We start from the raw sequence: 22725 nt of genomic DNA, 5'->3' as shown, positions 1-22725 counted from the left end.
TCGCCCCCATGAATAAATAGACGTCAAGACCGGATTGTCTATTTATAGGCTCTGGGCATCGCTGAGCACAAGGGTTGGCATACTGGGACCCCGATGGCAGATCCCGATGCGCCCGACACCACGCCGCGGCGACGCCCGCGCGGACGGCCCGTCGGCGGCGGGAACACCTCGGAGCAGGCGAGGGTCGTCCTCATGGACGCCGCGGAACGGTCGATTCTGCAGCGCGGCTTTCAGGCCTCGACGATGGAGCTCATCGCCAGGGAAGCCGGATACTCCCGTGCGGCGATGTACCGGCAATTCCCCAGCAGGCAGCATCTGCTCGAAGCGCTGGTGGCGCGCAAGACCCACCGGCATCAAACCGAGATCGTCGGCCGACTGCCCGAAAACGCCAATCTGGCAGAGCTTCTCGTGGAGGGACTGGTGATCGTCGCCACCGAGCTGGTCCACGACCCGCTGTTGCAGACGCTGTCCGAGCAGACCGACGAGGGCACCGTCGCGCACCTCGTCGCCAGCGCCGCACGACTCCCGGAGCTCGTGGAGCAGCTGTTCGAGGCGATGAACGACGGCGAGACCGGGCCGGTGTTCCGGCCGGGTCTGCGTCCCGGCGACGCCGGGCAGTTCCTCGTCACCACCTCGCTGAGCATGCTGCTCGGCGTCATCCCCGGCATCGACGACCCGGAGACCGCCCGCCGCTACGTGCAGACGTTCGTGCTCCCGGCGATCCTCGCCGACCCGCCGGCGCCGCGGGAGGTGTTCGGACGTTAGACGCCGGCGCGGCTGACGTACGGCCGGCTCTCGGACCGTCTCAGTTCGGTGGCAGCAGCATGGTCTGCCACGTCTGCCCGCCGGGTGTGCTCTGGCCGAGGTCGGCCTGGCGGTACTGCTTGCCGTCCGGGCCGACGTAGCTGCCGGTCGCAGGGTCGTACTCGGCGGCGGGCAGCGACGGTGGTTGCGGCGTCGCCGCTGCCGGGGCAGGCGCAGGAGCGGCCGCGGGGCCGAGGTCGGGAACCGGTTGTCCGGACAGCGTCGCGTTCGGGTCGCCCTTCCAGTTGAAGCCATCGTTGAGGGGAACGAACTGTTCATCGCTCTCGCACAGTCTGACGGTGGGAGCCCGCTTTCCGGGCACGCTCGCGCAAGGGGCGTTGCGTGCACCTCGAACGTTGAACGTTGAGTCCTGCGGAGTGCGGCAGTACAGATCCCCGGGCGGACGTTCCGGGAAGTCGACCTCAGTCGGAACGCGGCGCTGTTGTGCCGGCAGGAACCCGGTCGTGCACGGCGGTGGCAGGTTGATGTTGAGGTTGAAGCTGATGTACTGGCCGGGATGTTTGGTGTTCAGATTGGCCAGAATGCCTGCCTGGCTCACGGCGATGGCCTGCGGCAGCAGCACCAGCAGTTGTTCGATGCTGTCCAGGTAGGTCACGGCCACCTGTCCGATGCTGACCAGGTTGGCCATCAGGATCGGCAGAGTGGGTTGCAGTCGATCGAGTACTGCGCGCGCCTCTTCGGCTGCGGGCCCGCCGTTGTCGATGAATCCCGCCACCGACTCGTCGCGTTCCTTCAGCGAATCGGTGACGTTCGAGATGTGTGCAGCCCACTTCTGGATCTCCGCCGCGGTGCGGGTCTGGGAGTCCAGTACCGGCTGCGCGCGATCGATCAGCGCCAGGAATGGGTCCAGGTTCTCGCGGGCCGCGATGGACAGGTCGGTGGAACCGCGGACGATGCGGGACAATTCCGGCCCGAGTCCCCCGACCGCGGTGAAGCTCTCGTCGATCAGCGTCTTGAGGTTGTCCGCCGGGATCGACTGCAGGCCGGTGTTGGCGGCCGACAGCAGTGCGTTGACGTCGGGCGGCACCGAGGTGTTGGCCAATGTGATGACGTCGCCGTCGCGCAGCGGCCGCGACGAGCCGTTTCGGGGCAGTAGCGCGACGTACTGTTCGCCGATGGCGGACTGGCTGTGCACCTGCGCCTCGAGATCGGAGGGGATGTCGATTCCGGACTTCAGCGACAGCACAGCCTCGACGCCGCCGTCGGTCAGCCGCACCTCCTGCACCCGCCCCACCTCGGTGCCCCGGTAGGTGACGTTGCCCCTGTTGTACAGGCCGCCGGTCTGTTCGAGCTGCATGGTCACCGTGTAGCGCCCGACACCGAAGAGTTGGGCGGGCAACTTCATGTACTGGAAGACCATGATGGCGATTGCGAGCAACGCGATCACCGTGAAAACGCCCAGTTGGATCTTTATCCGTCGATGTAGGTGCATTACGGCCCCTGATCCCATCGGTAGGGCACGACAAGCGGATTGCCTCGTGTGTAGGGGCTGGGGAACTGCCCGATGGTCCTGCCCCACTGCATCTCGAGCTCGGTCAGATCGCCCTCCCACCGGGTGCCGGTGAACAGACCGGCGTCGATGCGGCTGAGGGTCAGGTCGACGATCGCGGTCAGGTTCGCGTAGTCGCCGCGCTGCCAGTTCTCGATCGTCTCGTTGGGGAACGGGAACGTCGCGATCAGGCTGAGCGACCGGGTGAGGCTGGGGCCGGCATCGGCCAGGCTCTTCAGCACCGGACCGATCTGCTGGAGCTGGGCAACCAGGTTGTCCTTGGTCTGGTTGACCGTGTCGACGGTCAACGCGCTGAACTTCGCGAACTGGTCGGCCGCGTTGACCAGGTCTTCTTTCTGCCGATTCAGCTCGACCAGCGCATCCGGGATCGTCTCCAACGCCCGGTCCAGGACGGGACGCCGGGCCGCGAACTTGGCGGCGAGCTGGTTGAGGCTGTCGGTGGCCGCGATGATGTCGGGAGTCTGGTCGTCGAGGTCGGCGGTGAACGTGTCCAACTCACCGATCAGGCTTCGCAGGTCTTGTTCGCGGCCGCGGAACGCGGTGCTGAACGCCTCGGTGATGTCCTGCACGTGCCCCAGGCCACCACCGTTGAGCACTGAGGACACCGCGGCCAGGGTCTCCTCGGTGGTCGGGTAGGAACCGCTGTGCGACAACGGAATCAGTGATCCGGCGGCAAGTCGCCCCTGTGAAGGCTCGTCGGTCGGCGGTGCGAGTTCCAGGTGCAGTGACCCCAGCAGGCTGGTCTGGCCCAGCTTCACGGTCGCGTTGGCCGGCAGGTCGACGTCGCCGTCGAGGGTCACGGTGAGCAGCGCGTGCCAACCCTGCCGTTCGATGCGGGTCACGGTGCCGACGGACACGTCCCCGACCCGGACCCGCGAGTTCGGCTCGAGGTTGCTCACATCCGGCATCTGCACCTGGATGAGGAACGATCCCTCCCCGCGGCCTTGGGTGCCGGGCATCGGCAGCGAGTTCAAACCCCGCCACTGCGCGCATCCGGTAGCCAGCAGCACAGCGGCGAGGATCAGTGCTGCTGCGAGGCAGCGACGCGCCGTCGTCATGAGCCACCGCCGTGGGGAACCATCAGACCGGTCAGCCCTTGGGCGGGATCGGTCGGCACCGGCGCGGAGCCGGCTTCGGCCGGCAGCGGCCCCGGCGCGGCGGCGACGGGCTCCGGTGCGGGCGGAACGTAGTCGGGACGCATCCACGGCTCGCTGTAGGTGATCTCGTTGGGCCGTGCCTGCGGGCCGACGAAGAAGTTGAATCCCAGTGGTGGGAAGTTGAACTGGCGGTTCTTGACGATCGGCGCCATGTACTGCGCGCACAGCTTCGCGGACTGCTCGCCGTTCAACCGGGAGGCGGCCTGCACCGCGCCGCAGAGGAATTCGATGGGGTTGGAGAAGTTGTTGACGGCCAGTGCCGCGGTCAGAGACCCCTTGTCGGGCTCGTAGATGTTGACGTAGTTGCCGATCGTGGTGGGCGCGATGTGCAGGGTCTGTTTGATGTCGTCGAGACTGGCCACCAACGTGTTCGAGATGGACGTCAGTTTGTCCGAGGTGGTGCCGATGACGTCGCGGTTCTCCTGCGCGAAGCTCTTCACGTCGATAGCGGCGGCGTTGAGCGCCTCGACGGCGATACCGACCTTGTCGGGGTTGTCGGCCAGCAGGGTACTGACCTCGGCGAGGTTGCCGTTGAGCGCCTCCAGCGCCCACGCACTGTCGTGCAGCGCGCTCACCACAGTGGACAGGTTGGTGAACGTGGCGAAGATGTCGTCGCTGTGATCACCGAGTGTGGAAAGGGTTTGGGAGAGCTTGATGACCGTGTCACGGATGGCCCCGCCCTGCCCGCGCATGTTGTCCGCGCCGGTGTTGACGAAGGCCCCCAGAGTGCTGACGCCGCCCGGTTCGGTGGGTTTGAGAAGTTCGGTCAGCCGCTGCAATTGGTCGCGGAAGTCGTCCCACTCGATCGGGACGACGGTGCGACTCTGGTCGATGACCGCGCCGTCGACCATGACGGCGCCGCCGGTGTAGGCCGGGGTGAGTTGTATCGCGCGCCCGGTCACCAGTTGCGGGGACAGGATGGCGGCCTTGGCGTCGGCGGGGATCTGCACGGCGCGGTCGTAGCTGAACGTCACCTTGGCGCGTTCGGGTTGCGGTTCGATCTGCAGCACCCTGCCCACCGGAACGCCGAGCACCCGGACGTCGTCGCCGGGGAACAGGCCGTTGCTGTTCTCGAAGTAGGCGACGACGACGTTCTGTGAGATGCGGTCGTTGGCCCGGAGCACGACGACGAGACCGCCGAGCAGGATCGCGGCAAGCAGCACCGAGACCAGAGATCTACTGCGCCACAGCCGGTTCACGGTTGCCCCCCGGTCGCGACGGGCGGCGCCTCACCCGGTGCCGGTACGAACACCGCGGACAGGTCGGGGGCCGGTGTGGACGCGGCGCCGGTCGGATCGAGGGCCGGCGGCCCCGGCGGCGGACCGCCCGGCGGGGGCGCCGGCAGCGGTTCACGGTAGGGGTAGCGCGGGTCGCCGGGCGTACCGGTGATGGCGTCGGGCACGGTCAGCGCCGGCGGCCCGCCCTGCCCGGTACGCGGGAAGGGCACCGGCAGCGCCGGTGTGCCCGGCTGGCCGACCTGCGGATCGGTGAGTTCGCTCGGCGCAAGCACATTCGGGTCCAGGCCGAGGTCGGAGAATGCGGCGTCGATGAACGGCTGGACGAACTGCCCCGGCAGCAGGTTGGCCACGTAGGCCTTGAAGAACGGACCCGAGGACAGCGATTCGCCGAGCGACATCGCAAAGGAGTTGAGCAGCTTCACCGCCTTCTGCAGTTGGTCCTTGCGGTTGTCGACGATGGTGAGCACGCCGTTGAGCTTCTCCAGCGCGGGTTTGAGTTCCTGCCGGTTCTCGGCGATGAACCCGCGCAGTTGCTCTGACACCGATGAGATGTTGGACCAGATCGCATCCAGCGCATCGCTCTGCGTGAGCAATTGGGCCAGCAGCGCATTGGTGTCGTGCACCAACCGGACCACCTGGTCGGTGCGCTCGGCCAGCACGGCGGTGACCTTGGCGGCGTTGTCCAGCAGGGACCGCATCTGGTCGTCGTGCTGGTTGATGGTCTGGGCGAACCGGGCGACACCCTCGACGGCGGTCTTCAGATGGGGTGGGGTGTCGGCGAAGGTCTGCGCCAGCGTCGACAGCGAGTCCGAGAGTTGATTGGTGTCGATGCCGCTGACGGTCCTGGCGAGATCGCCCAGAGCGTCCGGTAGCTGGTAGGGCGAGGATGTGCGCTCCATCGGGATCGGCCCGTCCAGGTGCCCGGTACCTCTTGGCATCACGTTGAGCACCTTGGTGCCCAGCAGGCTCTTGGTCCTGATGGCGGCCTCGGTCTGCGCTCCTAGGTTGATGTTCCCCGCGATCTTGAACGTGACGAGGACGCGGGGGCCGTCCAGGCTGATGCCCGACACCTTGCCCACCGGGTATCCGGACACCTCGACTCCGGCGCCGGTGAACAGACCGCCCGCGTCGGCGAAATAGGCCGAGTACTGCTTGCCCTGGTTCAGGAAGGGCAGCTTCTGATACTGCAGTGCCGCGGTGACGATCACCGCGATCACGGCGACGCCGATCGCGCCGATGACCGCCAGGTTGCGTTCGCTGAAGGATTTCATCGGGGTGTGCACCGTCCACTGTCCTGGCCCGCGATCTTGACGTAAACGGGCTGTCCTCCTTTACCGTTGAGCTTCAGCCCGATCTCGCAGAAGTAGAAACTGAAGAAGTCGCCGTACATGCCCTGTCGGGCGATGGCCCGGTATTTGTCGGGCAGCGTGTTGAGCAGGTTGTCGAGATACTCGTGATCGGCGACGGCGATCGCGGCGGCCCGGTCGGTCTCGTGCACCACCTTTTGCAGCGGCGGGCGGGCCGCTGTCAACAGCTCGGCCAGCGACGCGGTGGCGGCATTGGTGTGGGCAACCGCATCGGAGATGTCGGTCCGGCGTTCGGCGAGCCCGTGCACGAGCTCCGAGAGCGAGGTGACCGCGGTGTCGAAGCGATCGCTCTGTTCGCCGATCGAGCCGAGAACCGCGTTGAGGTTGACGACGACCTCGCCGATCAGTTGGTCGCGGTCGGCCAGTGTGTTGGTCACCGCGGCCGCCTGGTCGAGGAACGAGCCGATCGTCGGGCCCTGCCCCTGCAGCGCGCCCATCAGCTGGGCGCTGAGTTCGTTGACCTGTTCGGGGTCCAAGGCCCGGAACAGCGGCCGGAAACCACCGATGAGTGCGTCGAGATCCAACGCCGGCTCGGTGCGCGTCAGCGGGATGGTGTTCCCGGGTGACAACGGTTCGATGCCGCCGGCGCCTTCCTCGAGTGCCAGGTACCGGCCGCCGATGAGGTTGTCGTAACGGATGGCGGCCCGGGAGCCGTCGGTGAGCACGACGCTGTCGTCGGTGTCGAAGGAGACCGTGACGACGGCGTCGGAACCCACCGTGATGCTCTGCACCTTGCCGACCTCAACACCGGCGATGCGCACCAGATCGCCGTCCTTGAGGCCCGACACGTTGGTGAACTCGGCGTTGAAGGTCTTTCCCGCCCCGAACCTGAACTGGGCGAAAACGCTGAGCAGGACGAAGGTTCCGAGCGCGCAGACCGCCAGGAAAACGCCGAGCCGCCACGCCGCGGCCGCGAAGTTGCCTCTCATGGTGCCGGCGCGCCTTCCTGGGTCGGTGGTGGCGGGGCGGGCGGCAGGCCCGGCCACAGCGGGGTTCCCCCCGGTCCGTACAGCGCTGCGCCGTACGGCGCGGCGCCGGGATACGGGACGGGTCCGATCGCCGGCCCCGGGATGCACTGCCTGATGCTGGGTTGCTCGGGAACCGCGCGGGTCACCGGCAGGTAGTTGGCCCAGCAGGGGTGACCGATACCGGGGTTGGGCCGGATGTCCAAGCCGGTCCCCCAGCCGGTGTTGGTCACGAGCTGGCGCACCGGGAAGTTCTTGGTGGCGTCGGGCAGCGAGCCGCATCCCGGCGCACCGCCCGGGCCGCCCTTGGCCGCGACCTTCGGAAGGTTCTCCGGGAACCGGTAGGGGTCATTGCCGCCCAGCAGCGCGACGTCGAGCAGGATCGACTTGCCGTTGGCGCCACCCCAGATGTCCCGGCCGCCGTTGTCCAGGAACCAGGTGGCCCCCTGCAACCAACAGGTGTAGATCGGGTCGTACTTGTGCAGCAGCGCCGTGGTCGGAGCCAGCGTGTTCACCGCGTCGACCAGGCTGTCCTTGCTCGTGGTCAGCAGGTTGGTGCCCGACTCGGCGAACCCCGTCACGTTCAGCAGCAGGGTGTCCAGCTGCGCGCTGTGCGCCACCACCGTGCTGCTGGTGGTGCTGGCGCCGTCGAGGATCGTGACGATGTTCTCGGCGACCGCGTTGTAGGTGTCGTTGAAACCCTTGAAGGAGCGCCAGTCGTCGCGGATGATGTCGCTGCGCGCGTTGAGCGCGGTCAGCACCTCGTTGAGCCCGGTGGTGGCTTCGCCCATCCGCGGTCCCTGGCCGCGCACCGCATCGGCGATCGCGGAGAGCACGGCGTTGAGCTTCGCCGGGTCGACCATGTCCAACAGGTCGACGATGTTCTCGAAGACCGTGTTCACCTCGGTGCTGACGTTCTTCGACACCAGCACCGCGCCGGCAGCCAGGCGCTCTGCGCTGGGATGTTCGGGCGGGACGAGCTCGACGAACTTGCCGCCGAAGGCCGTCGTGGCCAGGATCTGGGCCTGCACATTGGCCGGGATGAACTGAACCTGGTCGGGATACAGATCCAGCAACAGGCGGGCTTGACCGTCGGCTCCGGCGATGTCGCGCACCCGCCCGACCTCGACACCGCGCATCTTGACCTTGGCACCGGTCTCCATGACCAGGCCCGAACGGTCCGACGCAAGGGTGACCGGAACGAACGTGCTGAACGTCCCGCGGAAGATCCCCGAGGTCACGACAAAGAAGACAGCGATCGCCACCAGCAGGAGGACGGTCCACCAGGCGCTGTGGAGGCGGTGTTCACCGGGCCTTGACTCCATCCCTAACCCGCCAGGTCGAAGTTGCCGGATTGGCCATAGATCGCCAGCGAGATCATCACGATCTCGACGGCGGCCACGACCATGGAGGTGCGCACCGCCCGGCCGACGGCTTCGCCGACTCCAGCCGGACCGCCGGAGGCGGTGTAGCCGTAGTAGGTGTGTACGAGCATCACCACGACGGTGATGGCGACGCACTGGAAGAACGACCAGATGAGGTCGGTCGGGTTGAGGAAGGTGTTGAAGTAGTGGTCGTAGACACCCGATCCCTGCCCGTAGATGAGGGTGGTGCCGGTCCGCGCCGCAAGGAAAGCCATCATGACGGCGATGCAATACAACGGGATCACCACGATGACCCCCGAGATGACCCGTGTCGCGGCCAGGTAGGTGATGCTGCGGATCCCGATGACCTCGAGCGCGTCGATCTCTTCGTTGATCCGCATCGCGCCCAGTTGCGCGGTGGCACCCGCGCCGATCGTCGCCGACAGCGCCACCGACGTCGTTCCCGGGACGATGAGCCTGACGTTGAAGAACGCCGACGCGAACCCGGTCAGGGCTTCGACACCTACCGACGCCAACTGGTTGTAGCCCTGCACGGCGACCAGCGCACCGGTGGTCATCGTGAGAAAGCCGACGATCGCGACGGTTCCGCCGACCACCGCGAGCGCGCCAGAGCCCAACCCCATCTGGGCGATCAGCCGCCACACCTCTTTGCGGTAGTTGATGACGGCGTCGGGGATCGCCCCGAGTGTCGTGGCGAAGAACCTCGCCTGCGAACCCAGCCGGTTCCAGCCGTGGACGGCGTTGTCCACCCGGCGCTGCAGTCGCGCGAACGGCTTGCTTGGCAGAGCTACGGTCATTACTTCACCTCACTGCACCGTGAACTGGATGCCGACTGCGGTGACGATGACGTTAATGGCGAACAGCACCATGAAGGTGAAGACCACCGTCTCATTGACGGCGTTGCCGACGCCGGCCGGCCCACCGCCCACCGAGATGCCCTTGTAGCAGGCGATCAGTCCGGCGGCCATGCCGAAAAGTGTTGCTTTGACTAGGGATACGACCACGTCGCTGACTCCGGTGAGCAGGGTCAGGCCGGCGATGAAAGCGCCGGCGGACACGTTCTGGATGAACACGCAGAACACGAATGCCCCGGCCAGTCCGACGATGATCACCGTCGCCGACAACGCCAACGCCACCGTGGTGGCGGCCAGCACTCGCGGCACGACCAGCGTTTGTATCGGGTTGATGCCCATCACCCGAAGCGCGTCGAGTTCTTCACGAATGGTCCGTGCTCCCAGGTCGGCGCACATCGCGGTGGCACCGGCACCGGAAACCACCAGCACCGTCACGATCGGGCCGATCTGGTTGACGGTTCCGATCGCGGCGCCCGTCCCCGAGAAGTCCGCCGCCCCGAATTCCTTGAGCAGGATGTTGAACGTGAAGACCAACAGGACCGAGTACGGCATGGTCAGCATCAGCGCCGGAAGCATCGACACACGCGCCACGAACCACGACTGCAGAACATATTCGCGAAATGCGAACGGCGGCTTGACCATCGCCACCAGGGTGTCCAGGGTCATCGCGAAGAAGCCGCCGACACCGCGCAGTGGCTTGGTCGCGGAGATTGCCAGCGTCACGACGCACCCAGACTACGAATCGACCGCCGAAGGCGACGAACCCACGCCGGTGCCGGGTTCACCTCGGCTTCCGCACACCGGTGGTCACCTTCGACGCGGGTCATAACGGGAGACGCTATCGACGGACTCCGCATCGTGACTGCTCCACCAAGGGGGATAAACGTGCCCCTTCAGGGTCACGCGAAGCCGACCGGGGGTGACGTCACGCCTATTTGCTGAGGACACCCGAACAGGTGCTGACCAGTCCGAATTCTCCAGCGCCCGAGCAGAACCGACGGGCATCCGGGCGGCGGCCGCACGGTGCTGTCGGCGCGCGGCCGGCGCCCTGTCCACCGCCGGTCCGGATCCGTCGGCGGCGGGTCAGAAGATGTACCGCGCAATCATCTCGGCCAGGGCGGCGGGCTTGTCCGAACCGCTCACCTCGACGGTGTGACGGACCGTCAGATGCACCGTTGCCTCGTTGATTCTGGCGACATCCTGCAGGTCCGATCGCACCCGCAGCTGGGAGTCCACCCGGACCGGCGCGACGAACCGCACCCTGTTGAATCCGTAGTTGATGCCCATCTTCGCGTTCTCGACGACGAAACACTGCTTGCTCAGCGCCGGTATCAGGGAGAGGGTCAACAGGCCGTGCGCGATGGTGGCGCCGAAAGCGCTTTCGGCCTTCGCTCGCGCTGTATCGACGTGGATCCACTGCCGGTCTTCGGTCGCCTCGGCGAACGCATCGATACGCGCCTGGTCCACCGTCAGCCACTCGCTGACCCCGAGTTCGGTGCCGGCGGCGGCGACGGCGTCGTCGATCGATGTGATGACCTTCATGGCCGGACCTTTCCAGGGGTTCAGACGGTTCGGGAGGCCTTCGCTGCTGTCGAGGCGGACTGGCTGCGTTCCCGTGCGCGCACCCAGTCCTCGTCGCTCATCGCGGTAAGAGCGGCGAAGGTGTTCGGCCCCGCAAGCCGTTGGCCGCCATCCATGGCGATGGTCTCCCCGGTCAGGTAGTCGCACGCGTCGGAGAAGGCGAAGATGGTCAGGTTGGCCAACTCGTCGATCGTCCCGGTGCGCCCCAGCGGGATCTGGTCTGCCTGGGTGGCGCCGGCCGAACTCTCATCGGTGGGATTGAGCATCTCCCAGGCGTACTCGGTTGGGATCGGCCCGGGCGCAAGTGCATTGAGCCGGATTCCGTACCGGCCCCATTCCACCGCCAGTGACATCGTCATCGCGTGCACCGCCGCCTTGGCCATCGCTGAGGGAACCACGAACGCCGATCCGCTCCACACCCAGGTGGTCAGATTCGACAGCACCGATCCGCGCAGTCCCTCAGCGATCCAGCGCTTTCCGACCGCGAGAGTGGTGTTGAACGACCCGGTCATCACCGTCGACGTGACGGCCTCGAAGGCGCGCGGGCTCAGCGTGGCCGTCGGCGCGATGAAGTTGGCCGCCGCGTTGTTCAGCACACCGGTCAATGCGCCGTGCCGGTCCCAGATCTCGGCGACCGCCGCCGAAACGGCCTCGAAGTCGCGAACATTGACCGGCTGGTAGTGCGCCGATCCGGGGGCGTCCCCCGTGATCTCCGCGGCGGCTTCGGCAAGGACGTTCTCACGCCGGCCCCAGATGTGCACCTGCGCCCCGTGGGCGACCAACCGGGTCGCCACACCGCGCCCGAGTCCGGTGCCGCCACCGGTGATCAGGATCCGCTTGCCGGCCAGGGCATCGGGGGCGAAGATGCTGCGCGAACTCGTCGGCGTCATAATCCGAGGCTCTTGCCGATGATCTCGCGCTGTATCTCGTTGGCGCCCCCGTAGATCGGTGGGGCCAGGGCCTTACGCACCTGAAGTTCCATGCCGTACTCCACGGTATAGCCGTTGCCGCCCATCAGCTGAACGCCTTCCAGGGCAGCGAGTTTCGCGACTTCGGTGCACTTCATCTTGGCGATCGAGCCCTCCCGGGCGAGTTGGTCTTCCATCCCGGCGTCGATCTGCGCGGCCACCTGGTAGACGAACGCCCGGCAGCAGTCGATCTCGGCCACCAGGTCGGCCAGCCGGTGCCGCACCGCCTGGAAGCTGCCGATCGACCGGCCGAACTGTTCGCGTTGTCGCACATAGTCGATCGTGTCCTCCAGCGACCGTCGGGCTGCCCCTATCGACATCGCCGCGATGATCAGCCGCTCGACGTTCAGGCCGCGCATCAGCCGATGCCATGCGTCGCCGATGCCGCCGACGACGTTGCCGGCCGGAATGGCCACGTCGGTGAAGAAGACCTCGTTGACGGTGTGCCCGTCCATCGTCTGGATGGGTTTGATCTCCAGCCCCGGGGTGTCGGTGGCGAGATACAGCAGGGTCAGGCCCTTGTGTTTGGGGCCGTCGGCGGAGGTCCGGGTCAGTACCAGCAGATGGTCGGCGAGATGGGCCGCGGTGATCCAGGCCTTCTGGCCGTTGACGATGAACCGGTCACCGTCGAGCACCGCGCGGGTGCGCACCGAGCCGAGATCGGATCCGGCGCCCGGCTCGGACAGCGCGATCGCCTCGAACCGTCCGCTGCAGAGGTTGCCCAGCACCTCTTTCCTCTGCTGCCCGGTGCCGTGTCGCAGATAGGTTTGCGCCGCGGTCAACCCGGTGCCGTAGGCGTGGATCGGCGCGAGCCCGCGAGCGGTCTCCTCCAGGAAGATGCACTCGTCGACCATGCCGGCCCCGCCGCCGCCGTACTCGGCCGGCAAAGAGACGCCGAGCCAGCCGAGTTCGGCCATATTCAGCAGGAGACTTGGGCTGTTGGAGAGCTTTCCACCATCGGTGAGTTCCGCACGCTGCTCCGGTGTGGCGCAGTTCTCGACGCAGAACTGCTCGATGGCGCGGGCGAAATCCTGTTGCTCGGCCGTGAACAGCGGCACGTCAGTTGCCCCGGTACGGCGCGAAATCGGGGGCCCGCTTCTCGTTGAAGGCGGCGATGCCCTCTTGAGCCTCGGCGGTCTCACCGAACAGCTTGAGATTCGAATACGCCATCTGGCCCAGAGAGGCGAACTGCTCGGTGTCTATGTTGAACGACTGCTTGAGCACCTTCAGTGATGTCGGTGAGAGCTGCAGGATCTCGTCTGCCCACGCCCGCACCTCGGCCTTGAGCTGATCCGCCGGCACCACCTTGTTCACCAGTCCCCACTCGTAGGCCTGCTGCGCCGAGTACCGCCGGCACAGGAACCAGATCTCCCGGGCACGCTTCTCGCCGACCACCCGGGCGAGGAATCCGGTGCCGAAGCCGGCGTCGAAGGAGCCGACCCGCGGCCCGTTCTGGCCGAAGACGGCAGTCTCGGAGGCGATGGTCAAGTCGCACAGCACGTGAAGGACATGGCCACCGCCGATGGCGAAACCGTTCACCGCCGCGATCACCGGCTTGGGCACGTCCCGGATCACCCGGTGCAGCGAGTCCACCTCGAACAGGCCGCTGTCGGAGGGACCATAGTCACCCGTCTCGGCGCGCTGTTTCTGGTCGCCGCCGGTGCAGAAGGCCTTCTCGCCGGCCCCGGTCAGGCAGATCGCTCCCACCTCGGCGCTCCCCCAGGCCAGCTTGAAGGCCTTGATCAGTTCGTCGACGGTGCGCGCCCGGAAGGAGTTGTAGCGATCCGGGCGGTTGATGGTGATCCAGGCCAGGCCGTTGTCGACCTCGTAGGAGATGTCGGTGAAGTCAGTCATCAAGTCGCCCTTCGATGCGCAATTTTGGTCATACCATAATACCAAAGTTGTGGGTCATCAAGTCTCGCGGAACTCCCCGGGCAACGACTCCGCGGTGTTCTCCCTGTTACGCAGTTCGACGCGGCGGATCTTGCCCGAGATGGTCTTGGGCAGTTCGAAGAACTCGATGCGCCGGATGCGTTGATAGGGGGCGAGGTTCTGCCGCGCGTGGGCGAAGATCGCGTCCGCGGTGGCGCGATCCGGTGCCCACCCGGCCGCCAGGCTGACATACGCCTTGGGCACCGCAAGGCGGATCTCGTCGGGTGCGGGCACCACCGCCGCCTCGGCGACGGCCGGGTGCTCGATGAGCACGCTCTCCAATTCGAACGGGGAGATCTTGTAGTCGGAGGCCTTGAACACGTCGTCGGTGCGGCCGATGTAGGTGATGTACCCCTCGGCGTCCCGGCTCGCCACATCGCCGGTGTGGTAGTAACCGCCGGCCATCACGGCGTCGTTGCGCTCCGGGTCGCCGAGGTAACCGGTCATCAGGTTCACCGGATTGTCGGCGAGTCGCAGGCAGATCTCCCCTTCCTCGGCCACCTGCCCGGTGATCGGATCGACGATCTCCACCGGGATGCCGGGCAACGGCCGGCCCATCGAGCCCGGCTTGACGACCGCACCAGGGGTGTTGCCGATGAGCGCGGTGCACTCGGTCTGCCCGAATCCGTCCCGGATGGTCAATCCCCAGCTGTTACGCACCTGGGTGATCACCTCGGGGTTGAGCGGTTCGCCGGCGCCCATCGCTTCCCGCAATGCTTGCGGTCTCTCACCCAGATGGGCCTGAATCAGCATGCGCCACACCGTCGGTGGCGCACACAGCGAGGTCACCGCGACATGCTGCAACATCTCCAGGAACCGCGCCGCGTCGAAGCGGGCGTAGTTGTAGGCGACGACGGTGGACTCGCCGATCCACGGCGCGAAGAACGAACTCCACGCGTGCTTGGCCCAGCCGGGCGAGCTGATGTTGAGGTGGACATCACCCGGGCGCAGCCCGATGAAGTACATCGTCGACAGGTGCCCGATGGGATAGGACCGGTGAGTGTGCTCGACGAGTTTGGGGTGGCTGGTGGTGCCCGAGGTGAAGTACACCAGCATCGGGTCATCTGGTGCGGTCGTGGTGGTGAACGGCGCCGGTGACTCGACGGTGTCGGACTCGCGGTACGACCGCCACGGTGCGGGCGCGTCCCCGACCGCGATCCGGCCGTAATCACCCGCAATGTCGTCGAACTTCGCGGTTTCCTCGGCATTGGTGATGACGTGAGCGACCGCACCGCGGGAAAGGCGGTCGTCGAGGTCCTTGGGACCCAGCGCGGTGGTGGCCGGCAGGATCACCGCGCCGAGTTTCATCACGGCCAGCATCGATTCCCACAACTCGACCTGATTGCCGAGCATGAGCATCACCCGGTCACCGGCGCGAACACCGCCGTCGGCCAGCCGGCGGGCGACCCGGTCGGACCGGCGTGCCATCTCGTCGAAGGAATACGACTCGTCAGATCCGTCATCGCCGACGATTCGCAGTGCGGTGCATGGGTTTCCGCGAGCAATGTGGTCGAACCAGTCGATTGCCCAGTTGAACCGGTCGCCCACATCGGGGAAGCGGAATCCCGCGGCGGCGACCTCGTAGTCCTCGCGGTGGGCGATCAGATGGTCACGTGCGGCACGGAACGCCGTTGTTGCCGCGTTAGGTTCAATCACTGATACCTCCTGGAAGTTACTATCTCGTGAGTCAGGGAGTCGGGCGCAGAAGGAGGCCATGGATGGCACGCCGTGAACCGGCGGCGCGCTCGTCGCGGGCCGAAGTCGTTGCCGCCGACCTCGAACACGAGATCATGTCCGAGCGCCTGCCGGTCGGTGCCCACCTCGGCAGGCGGGCGGAGTTGATGGACCGGTTCGGGATCAGCCCGACGGTGATGAACGAGACGCTGCGGATCCTGCGCGACCGCGACCTGGTGTCCGTGCGGCCCGGCCCCGGCGGCGGGATCACCGTCGCCAACACGCCGCCGCAGGTGCGCACCGGCGCGCTGGATCTGTGGTTCCAGCCGTCCAACCCGCATCCCCTCGATCTGTTCGAGGCGCGTCTCTATCTCGAATTCGGGCTCACCAAGGCCGCGTTCGAGCGGGCCACCGATGCCGACATCGCCGAGATGCGCACCGCGATGGTGCGGATGCGCGCGAGCACGGATGCCCCGGAGTTCTTCGACGCGGTGCTGAATTTCCACGCGGTCGTCACCGCCGCCGCGCACATCCCCGTACTGGAGGGGATGCATCAACTCATCATCACCAGCATCAGGGCGGTGCTCAGTCGGGTGATGTTCGTGCAGGACCACGAGCCGCTGGTGGCCGGCAGCCTGGTCGTGCACGATGACATCGTCGCCGCGATCGCCGTTCATGATCAGGCGGCCTTCGTCGAGGCGATCAATCGTCACGACCGCGACCTCATCCGCGCCGACGACCCCGAGCGCACCCCGCACACACCGCAGCACCCATAGCACCGCACGCCGGATCAGGCATTGCGGATCCACATCTGAACTACCCCCTCGCTTGCGCTGGCTGTGATCCACAACATTCTGCATCAACATCTTGAATTGTGTATGCATATTCTTCTACGCTAGAGGAAATCCACTCCACCGGCCTCGGAGATCGCCATCGCCTCTCACTCGTCCCGCGGACTGATCGACGTGCACACCCACGCCGTGGATCCAGATCTGCCCGACCTGAGCCGCCGTCACTGCCGTGACCGCTGGCCGAGTGTGGAGCGCACCGACGAGAACGCTGCCTGGCTGAACTACGGCGCGCAGCGCTACCGCAGGATCGACCACCGCTGTTGGGCTCCGGCGGCGAGGCTGGCCGATATGGACCGTGATGGTGTTGCACTACAGGTGATTTCACCGATTCCGGTGACCTTCTGCTACGACGCCGACCCCACCGGCGGCGCGGAGTTGGCCGCAGCGCAGAACGACTTCTTCGCGCGCATCGTCAGTGGGCACCCCGACCGGTTCGCTGCACTCGGAGCAGTGGCATTGCAGGATCCCGACCTTGCCGTCGACGAGCTTCGACGGTGCATGACCCGTCCCGGCTTCCTCGGAGTGGAGATCGCCACCCAGGTCCGCGGGTGCGAACTCTCCGACGAGCGCCTCGACCGGTTCTTTGGCGTCGCACATGAGCTGGGCGCACTCGTGATGATCCATCCGCGCGACGAGGATCTACCGGCCCGCACCACCGGGCTGGGCATGGGTTTCGGCGCCGGTATGCCCGTCGAAACGGCGCTTGCTGCGGCTTCGCTTCTCACCAGCGGCGCACTGGTCCGCCGCCCCGGCGTCCGACTATGCCTCGCGCACGGCGCCGGCGCGCTTCCGTCGATCATCGGCCGCCTCGACAAGGGAGCCCGGATCGGCGGGATGGCGGCCGACTCCCCGGAGCTTCCCAGTCGACTGGCGCAGTCTCTGTGGTGCGACTCGCTGACCTACAACCGCAGCGCTCTGCTGGCTGCGGTGGACCTGTTCGGCGCCGACCACCTGGTGTTCGGCTCCGACTACCCCTTCCCCGCCGCACCAGAGCCGCTCGACGACGTCGTCGCCGACCTGCCCCCCGACCTCAGAGACCGAATCACCCGAAAAAACCTGGAGGAGAACTATGGCGCAATTCCTGGGACTGGGCATGACGCACTATCCCCTGTTGGCCGGCACTGACGACCACATGGCCAGCCTGCTGCGCTGGACCCTCAAGGACCCCGACATCCCGGCGACTGCGAAGGACCCGGCAAGTTGGCCCGCGTCGATGCGCGAGGAATGGGGCTCCGACGAGGGGCGGGCTTCGGCCGCGCATCACCGGAAACTGTTGGTGGAGAACCTCGCCCGCTGCCGGGAGGCACTCGATGACTTCGACCCGGACGTGGTCGTGGTCTGGGGTGACGACCAGTACGAGAACTTCCGCGAGGAGGTGATCCCCCCGTTCTGCGTGCTGGCCTACGGCGACCTCGAGGTCGAGCCGTTCGAACTGATGAACAAGCGCGGCAGCCCGAACGCGTGGGGTCTGCCCGACGACACCACCATCACGCTGCACGGCGACGCCGCGGTCTCCCGGCGCCTTGCCGACCAGCTGCTCGTGCGCGGATTCGACATCGCCTACTCCTACCAGAAGCGCAAGGACTCCCCGTTCCCGCACGCGATTCTCAACACCCAACTGTTCCTCGACTATCCCGACGCGGGCGCGAAGTTCCCCTACCCGCTGGTCCCGATCACGGTCAACTGCTACGGCCAGCACGCGATCGCCCGCCGGGGCGGCCTGGCCCGCTTCGCCGAAATCTCCGAGGAACGACTCGATCCGGTGGGACCGTCACCGACGCGTTGCTTCGCCCTCGGTCGGGCGGTGGCGCAATCCTTCGCCGAGACCGACCTTCGCGTCGCGCTGGTGGCCTCATCGAGTTGGTCGCATGCGTTTCTGACCGACAAGACATGGCACCTCACCCCGGACACCGAGGCGGACCTGCGTCTGTACGAACTGTTCAAGAAGGGTGACTACGAGAAGTGGTCGTCGGTCTCGACCGCCGAAATCGTCGGATCCGGCCAGCACGAGATGCTCAACTGGTTCTGCATGACCGGCGCCGTCGACGAACTCGGTCTCAAGCTGGACTGGTCTGAGTTTGTCGCCACCGACGTCTTCAACTCCAACAAGTGCTTTGCGGTGTTCAGCGAAGGCGGCCGGCGATGACCACTGCCGCGCTGGAAACGAAAACGATCGACGCCGGCGGAATCCGGACCGCCTACCTCGAGGCGGGATCGGGCGAGCCGGTGCTCATGCTGCACGGATCCGGACCCGGCGTATCGGGAACGGCGAACTGGAAGCTCAATATCGGACCGTTGTCGCAGCGCTTCCGGGTGCTGGCACCCGACATCGTAGGGTTCGGCGCCACCCATCGGCCCGATGACATCGTGTATTCGCTTCGCACCTGGACCGATCACGTATGGGCCTTCCTCGACAGCCACGGCATCAGCAGCGCCGCGATCGTGGGCAACTCCCTGGGGGGCCGCATCGCTCTGCAGATGGCGACCGACCACCCCCAGCGGATCAGCCGCATGGTGCTGATGGGCTCCCCCGGCGTGGGAATGACCCCGACGGAAGGCCTTGCGGCGCTGCGCGGTTATGCCCCGTCCCACGACGCGATGCGCAGTCTGCTGAAGAACTACTTCGCCGTCAACCCCGACCTGATCACCGAGGAACTGGTGAAGATCCGGTACGAGGCCAGCGTCGCCGACGGCGCCTTCGAGGCCTATCGGGCGATGTTCTTCGACCCCAGGCACAAGGGATCCGAGCTGGGAATCACCGCCGAGGAGGTACGCACCATCAGCACCCCCACGCTGCTGATCCACGGGAGGGAAGACAAAGTCGTGCCACTGGCCGTCTCGGTGAGCATGCTCGACCTTCTTCCCAACGCGGATCTCCACGTATTCAGCCGATGCGGACACTGGACCCAGATCGAGCGCGCAGACGAGTTCTCCGCGCTGGTCGCCGACTATCTGGAGCGCTCATGAGCACAATCGAGGACTGGACCACCGAGGTGATCGCGGCACCCGCCCGCCAACCCCTGGTGGTCGACGATCAGGCCGGTCAGACCTTCCGGGTGCACCGGTCGGCCATGACCTCACCGGAGGTGCACCGCGCCGAGATCGAACGGGTCTACGGCCACTCCTGGCTGTACGTCGGGCATGAGTCCGAAATCCCCGAACCGGGCGATTTCGTGCGCCGTAAGGTGGCGGGGCGGCCGATCTTCATGGTCCGCGGGGCGAAAAGCGGCAACGTCAACGTCTTCCACAACTCCTGCACGCATCGCGGCGCCCTGGTCTGCCGGCAGGATTCCGGCAACGCCAAGGTCTTCCAGTGCTTCTACCACGCGTGGTCCTTCGACAGCGAGGGCACGCTCAAGGGCGTTCCGGACAGGGAGGCCTACTCGAACGGTCTGAACTTCGATGAGTTGGGACTTGCCCGGGTGGCCCGGGTGGAGTCCTACCGCGGGTTCGTCTTCGCCAGTTACGACCCCGACATCATCGACCTCGAGACCTATCTGGCCGGCGCGAAGGAGTACATCGACCTCGTCGTCGACGGCTGCGGCGGCTCCGTCGAGATCATCAAGGGCACCAACGAATACAGCTTCGACGCCAACTTCAAGCTTCTTGTCGAGAACAGCGCCGACGGCTACCACGCCCAATCCACCCACGACACCTATTTCAAATACCTGGTCTCGCTGGGCACCGACCTGCAGGGCGGGGTAATCGGAGAGGCCAAGAGACTGGGCAACGGGCATGCCGTCATCGAGTACACCGCCCCGTGGGGCCGCCCGGTCGCGAAATGGGAGCCGCTCTTCGGCGAACAGGCCAAGGTCGAAATCGACCGCATCCGAGCCGAACTCATCGACCGCTACGGCGAGGAGCGCGCGCGCACGATGTGCGAGGTGAACCGCAACCTCATCATCTACCCGAACCTGATCATCAACGACATCATGGCCGTCACGGTTCGCACGATGTTCTCGCCCGCACCCAACCGGGTCGATGTGACGGCGTGGGAACTCGCGCCGACCGAAGAGCCATCGAGTCTGCGGGATCGACGGCTCGACAGCTTCCTGACCTTCCTCGGTCCCGGCGGCTTCGCGACACCGGACGACATCGAGGCACTCGAGTCCTGCCAACAGGGTTTCGAAGGCGGCGGCGTGGAGTGGAACGACATCTCCCGCGGAATGGGTCGCGGGCCGATGGCCAACGACGAGGAACAGATGAGAGAGTTCTGGCGACGCTGGCAGCAGCAGATGGGTGACGCGGCGGACCTCGGCGGTGCCCGATGACCGCAATCGCCAAGGAGGTGACCCGCTCGGACGTCGAGGCATTCCTCTACCGCGAGGCCGCCCTGCTCGATGACTGGAACCTCGACGGCTGGCTGGAACTGTACGAGCCCGACGCGAAATACGAGTTGCCGTGCAACGACAAACTCGACGCCGACCCGGAGCGCGACCTGCTGCTCATCGACGACGATCACCGCCGGCTGCAGGCCCGGGTGGAGCGGCTCAACAACCGCCGCGCCCATCGCGAGTACCCCCACTCGCGGACCAACCATCAGGTGTTCAACGTCCGGTTCGAACCGGACGGGGACAGGATCGCGGTGACGGCGTCCTTCACCGTGTGGCGGTTCCGGGGCGGGAAAACGAGCACCTATGTGGGGAAATACCGCTACCGCTTGCGGCCTGCCGGCGAAAGTTTCCGTATCTGCTTCAAACGCGTCGAACTCGACATGACCGACCTGCGGGATGTCGCCGACGTGGCCATCATCCTGTGAGTGGTGCGGCTGAAGATACTGTGAGCGGCCCGCTCGAGGGCCGCACCGCGATCGTCACCGGTGCCGCATCGGGGATCGGGCTGGGCACCGCCGCACGCTTGATCTCCGATGGGGCCAGGGTTTTCGCCGCAACCCGCTCGGAGGAGGAACTCCGGCGGGTGACGGCGGACATCCCGGTCACCGGGACTTTCGTCGGGGAACTGCAGAAACCCGGCGTCGCGGACGATCTCGTCGACACCGCGCTGGCGACGCTCGGCCACATCGACATCCTGGTCAACAACGCCGGGGGCGGGGTGATCAAGCCGACCCTGGAACACACCGAGGAGAGCCTGCAGGCCACCATCGACAACAACCTGTGGACCACCATCCGCTGCACCCGGGCAGTCCTGCCGCACATGGTTTCTCGTCAACACGGCCGGCTGATCAACATCGGCGCCGACTCGGTGCGCACCGGCCTGATGGACCACGCCATGTACAACGCTGCCAAAGGGGGTGTGCACGCGATGATGACGGGTCTGGCGCGGGAGTTCGCCACCGCCGGTATCACCGCCAACACCGTCGCGCCGTGTTACGTTCTGACGCCGGAGCTTTCCGCGCTCTTCGCCTCCGGCGAGACACCCACGCGCCTGCTCGACGTCGTCAAACAGGGCACTGAGATCGTCCCCCTGGGCCGGCCCGGCGACCCGGCCGAGGTCGCAGCGACCGTGGCCTTCCTGGCCGGCGAGGACAGCCGCTTCCTCACCGGCCAGACCATCTACGTCAACGGCGGCGCCAGCATGGGCTGACGCCCGCTTACACCGAAGGACTCATGAACGCGAACCAGGACCAACTCCGTGCCGCCGCCGACCGACTGATCGCCGCCGCCGCCGCCCCCAAACAGTGCGAACCCGTGCGGGACATTCTCGGCGACAACGACATTCCGGCCGCCTACGCCGTGCAGAACCTAATCACCGACGAATCGCTGGAGCGGGGCCGAGTCGTGGTCGGCCACAAGATCGGCCTGACCTCGCCGGCCGTGCAGCGACAACTCGGGGTCGCCCAGCCCGACTCCGGCGTGCTCTTCGCCGACATGCGGGTCGAGAACGGCACCACCGTGCCGGCCGGCCGGTTGCTGCAGCCCAAAGTCGAGGCCGAGATCGCGTTCATCCTCTCGGGGGACCTCGTCGACGACCTGTCCGACGACGCGGTGCGGGCCGCCGCCGGGGTGGCGGTCCCGGCCATCGAGATCGTCGACTCCCGCATCCGGGACTGGTCGATCAGCATCGTCGACACCGTCGCCGACAACGGCTCCTCGGCGCTGTTCGTGCTCGGAGAGCAGAGGATCCCGGCGGCAGACATCGACTTCGTCTCCCGCACCATGCAACTGACCGAGGACGCCGCCACCGTCTCCCAGGGCCGCGGCGCGGATTGCCTCGGCAGCCCGCTGATCGCGTTGGCGTGGCTGGCCCGCACCGCCAGCGACAACGGTTCCCCGCTGCGCGCTGGGCACATCGTGCTGTCCGGGGCGCTGGGACCGATGGTGCCGGCGCGGACGGGCAGCACCTATCGGGCGGAGATCGACGGCATCGGATCGGTGGCAGTCAGCTTCGGGTGAGACGGCGCAGCGTCGCTCGGCTCCGGACGCCGGGTCCGGGTGTGGAGCGGTCCTCCCGAATGGGT

General features: G+C 66.5%; 22 protein-coding genes. 9 read left to right on the top strand and 13 right to left on the bottom strand.

The genetic code is table 11. The features are described from left to right. The first annotated feature begins 93 nt into the window (after positions 1–93). Complete coding sequence (locus KXD97_RS09555; RefSeq protein ID WP_260756471.1) at positions 94–765, top strand: TetR/AcrR family transcriptional regulator; 672 nt, start codon at positions 94–96, stop codon at positions 763–765. 40 nt (positions 766–805) lie between these two features. On the opposite strand, the gene KXD97_RS09550 is transcribed toward KXD97_RS09555, so the two are convergent. The 13 genes from KXD97_RS09550 to KXD97_RS09490 form a co-directional block, all read right to left on the bottom strand. Beyond that, positions 806–2257 carry an MCE family protein gene (locus KXD97_RS09550; protein ID WP_260756470.1) on the bottom strand — a complete coding sequence of 484 codons (1452 nt, stop codon included), beginning with the start codon at positions 2255–2257 and terminating at the stop codon, positions 806–808. Next, positions 2257–3393, bottom strand: a complete 1137-nt coding sequence (locus tag KXD97_RS09545; protein WP_260756468.1) for a virulence factor Mce family protein — start codon at positions 3391–3393, stop codon at positions 2257–2259. Before KXD97_RS09545 ends, KXD97_RS09550 begins: the two co-directional genes overlap by 1 nt. Continuing rightward, on the bottom strand, positions 3390–4637 hold the full coding sequence (locus KXD97_RS09540) for an MCE family protein (protein WP_396885370.1): 1248 nt from the start codon (positions 4635–4637) through the stop codon (positions 3390–3392). Before KXD97_RS09540 ends, KXD97_RS09545 begins: the two co-directional genes overlap by 4 nt. A 50-nt stretch (positions 4638–4687) precedes the next feature. Beyond that, entirely contained in the window at positions 4688–6001 is a 1314-nt protein-coding gene (locus KXD97_RS09535) for a virulence factor Mce family protein (RefSeq protein WP_260756466.1), read from the bottom strand. Beyond that, positions 5998–7026, bottom strand: a complete 1029-nt coding sequence (locus KXD97_RS09530) for a virulence factor Mce family protein (RefSeq protein WP_260756465.1) — start codon at positions 7024–7026, stop codon at positions 5998–6000. Before KXD97_RS09530 ends, KXD97_RS09535 begins: the two co-directional genes overlap by 4 nt. Beyond that, positions 7023–8387 (bottom strand): MCE family protein, encoded by a 1365-nt coding sequence (locus KXD97_RS09525; RefSeq protein ID WP_260756463.1) that lies wholly within the window; start codon positions 8385–8387, stop codon positions 7023–7025. Before KXD97_RS09525 ends, KXD97_RS09530 begins: the two co-directional genes overlap by 4 nt. Positions 8388–8389: 2 nt before the next feature. Next, the gene (locus tag KXD97_RS09520) at positions 8390–9244 is read right to left on the bottom strand and encodes an ABC transporter permease (RefSeq protein ID WP_260756462.1); all 855 of its coding nucleotides are present in this window, start codon (positions 9242–9244) and stop codon (positions 8390–8392) included. Between the two features lie 9 nt (positions 9245–9253). Further along, on the bottom strand, positions 9254–9967 hold the full coding sequence (locus tag KXD97_RS09515) for an ABC transporter permease (protein WP_260757900.1): 714 nt from the start codon (positions 9965–9967) through the stop codon (positions 9254–9256). 417 nt (positions 9968–10384) lie between these two features. Further along, on the bottom strand, positions 10385–10843 hold the full coding sequence (locus KXD97_RS09510) for a MaoC family dehydratase (protein ID WP_260756461.1): 459 nt from the start codon (positions 10841–10843) through the stop codon (positions 10385–10387). A 20-nt stretch (positions 10844–10863) separates the two neighbouring features. After that, on the bottom strand, positions 10864–11772 hold the full coding sequence (locus tag KXD97_RS09505) for an SDR family oxidoreductase (protein ID WP_260756460.1): 909 nt from the start codon (positions 11770–11772) through the stop codon (positions 10864–10866). Then, positions 11769–12902: an acyl-CoA dehydrogenase family protein gene (locus KXD97_RS09500; RefSeq protein WP_260757899.1), complete on the bottom strand. Its 1134-nt coding sequence runs from the start codon at positions 12900–12902 to the stop codon at positions 11769–11771. The genes KXD97_RS09505 and KXD97_RS09500 overlap by 4 nt, the downstream gene beginning before the upstream one ends. Before the next feature lie 7 nt (positions 12903–12909). Next, on the bottom strand, positions 12910–13704 hold the full coding sequence (locus KXD97_RS09495; protein WP_260756459.1) for an enoyl-CoA hydratase-related protein: 795 nt from the start codon (positions 13702–13704) through the stop codon (positions 12910–12912). Between the two features lie 57 nt (positions 13705–13761). Further along, positions 13762–15438 carry an AMP-binding protein gene (locus KXD97_RS09490; RefSeq protein WP_260756458.1) on the bottom strand — a complete coding sequence of 559 codons (1677 nt, stop codon included), beginning with the start codon at positions 15436–15438 and terminating at the stop codon, positions 13762–13764. A 62-nt stretch (positions 15439–15500) separates the two neighbouring features. On the opposite strand from KXD97_RS09490, the gene KXD97_RS09485 reads away from it, so the two are divergent. The 8 genes from KXD97_RS09485 to KXD97_RS09450 all read left to right on the top strand — a co-directional run bounded on the left by KXD97_RS09485 (position 15501) and on the right by KXD97_RS09450 (position 22660). Then, on the top strand, positions 15501–16232 hold the full coding sequence (locus KXD97_RS09485) for a FadR/GntR family transcriptional regulator (protein WP_222878143.1): 732 nt from the start codon (positions 15501–15503) through the stop codon (positions 16230–16232). A 189-nt stretch (positions 16233–16421) separates the two neighbouring features. After that, a complete protein-coding gene (locus tag KXD97_RS09480) occupies positions 16422–17432 on the top strand; it encodes an amidohydrolase family protein (protein WP_396884902.1) in 1011 nt (336 codons plus the stop codon). Next, complete coding sequence (locus tag KXD97_RS09475; RefSeq protein ID WP_260756455.1) at positions 17377–18453, top strand: extradiol ring-cleavage dioxygenase; 1077 nt, start codon at positions 17377–17379, stop codon at positions 18451–18453. The genes KXD97_RS09480 and KXD97_RS09475 overlap by 56 nt, the downstream gene beginning before the upstream one ends. Next, the gene (locus KXD97_RS09470) at positions 18450–19274 is read left to right on the top strand and encodes an alpha/beta fold hydrolase (RefSeq protein ID WP_260756454.1); all 825 of its coding nucleotides are present in this window, start codon (positions 18450–18452) and stop codon (positions 19272–19274) included. Before KXD97_RS09475 ends, KXD97_RS09470 begins: the two co-directional genes overlap by 4 nt. Next, positions 19271–20578, top strand: coding sequence for an aromatic ring-hydroxylating dioxygenase subunit alpha (locus KXD97_RS09465; protein WP_222878147.1), 1308 nt, complete (start codon positions 19271–19273; stop codon positions 20576–20578). The genes KXD97_RS09470 and KXD97_RS09465 overlap by 4 nt, the downstream gene beginning before the upstream one ends. Further along, positions 20575–21066, top strand: a complete 492-nt coding sequence (locus KXD97_RS09460; RefSeq protein WP_260756453.1) for an aromatic-ring-hydroxylating dioxygenase subunit beta — start codon at positions 20575–20577, stop codon at positions 21064–21066. Before KXD97_RS09465 ends, KXD97_RS09460 begins: the two co-directional genes overlap by 4 nt. Positions 21067–21086: 20 nt before the next feature. Continuing rightward, positions 21087–21851 carry an SDR family NAD(P)-dependent oxidoreductase gene (locus KXD97_RS09455; RefSeq protein ID WP_260756452.1) on the top strand — a complete coding sequence of 255 codons (765 nt, stop codon included), beginning with the start codon at positions 21087–21089 and terminating at the stop codon, positions 21849–21851. 23 nt (positions 21852–21874) lie between these two features. Beyond that, on the top strand, positions 21875–22660 hold the full coding sequence (locus tag KXD97_RS09450; RefSeq protein WP_260756450.1) for a 2-keto-4-pentenoate hydratase: 786 nt from the start codon (positions 21875–21877) through the stop codon (positions 22658–22660). Positions 22661–22725: the final 65 nt, after the last annotated feature.

This window comes from Mycobacterium sp. SMC-8, assembly GCF_025263565.1.
Lineage (GTDB): Bacteria > Actinomycetota > Actinomycetes > Mycobacteriales > Mycobacteriaceae > Mycobacterium.
Note: the sequence above shows the minus strand (reverse complement) of the source record. Positions and strands in the feature narration are given on the sequence as shown.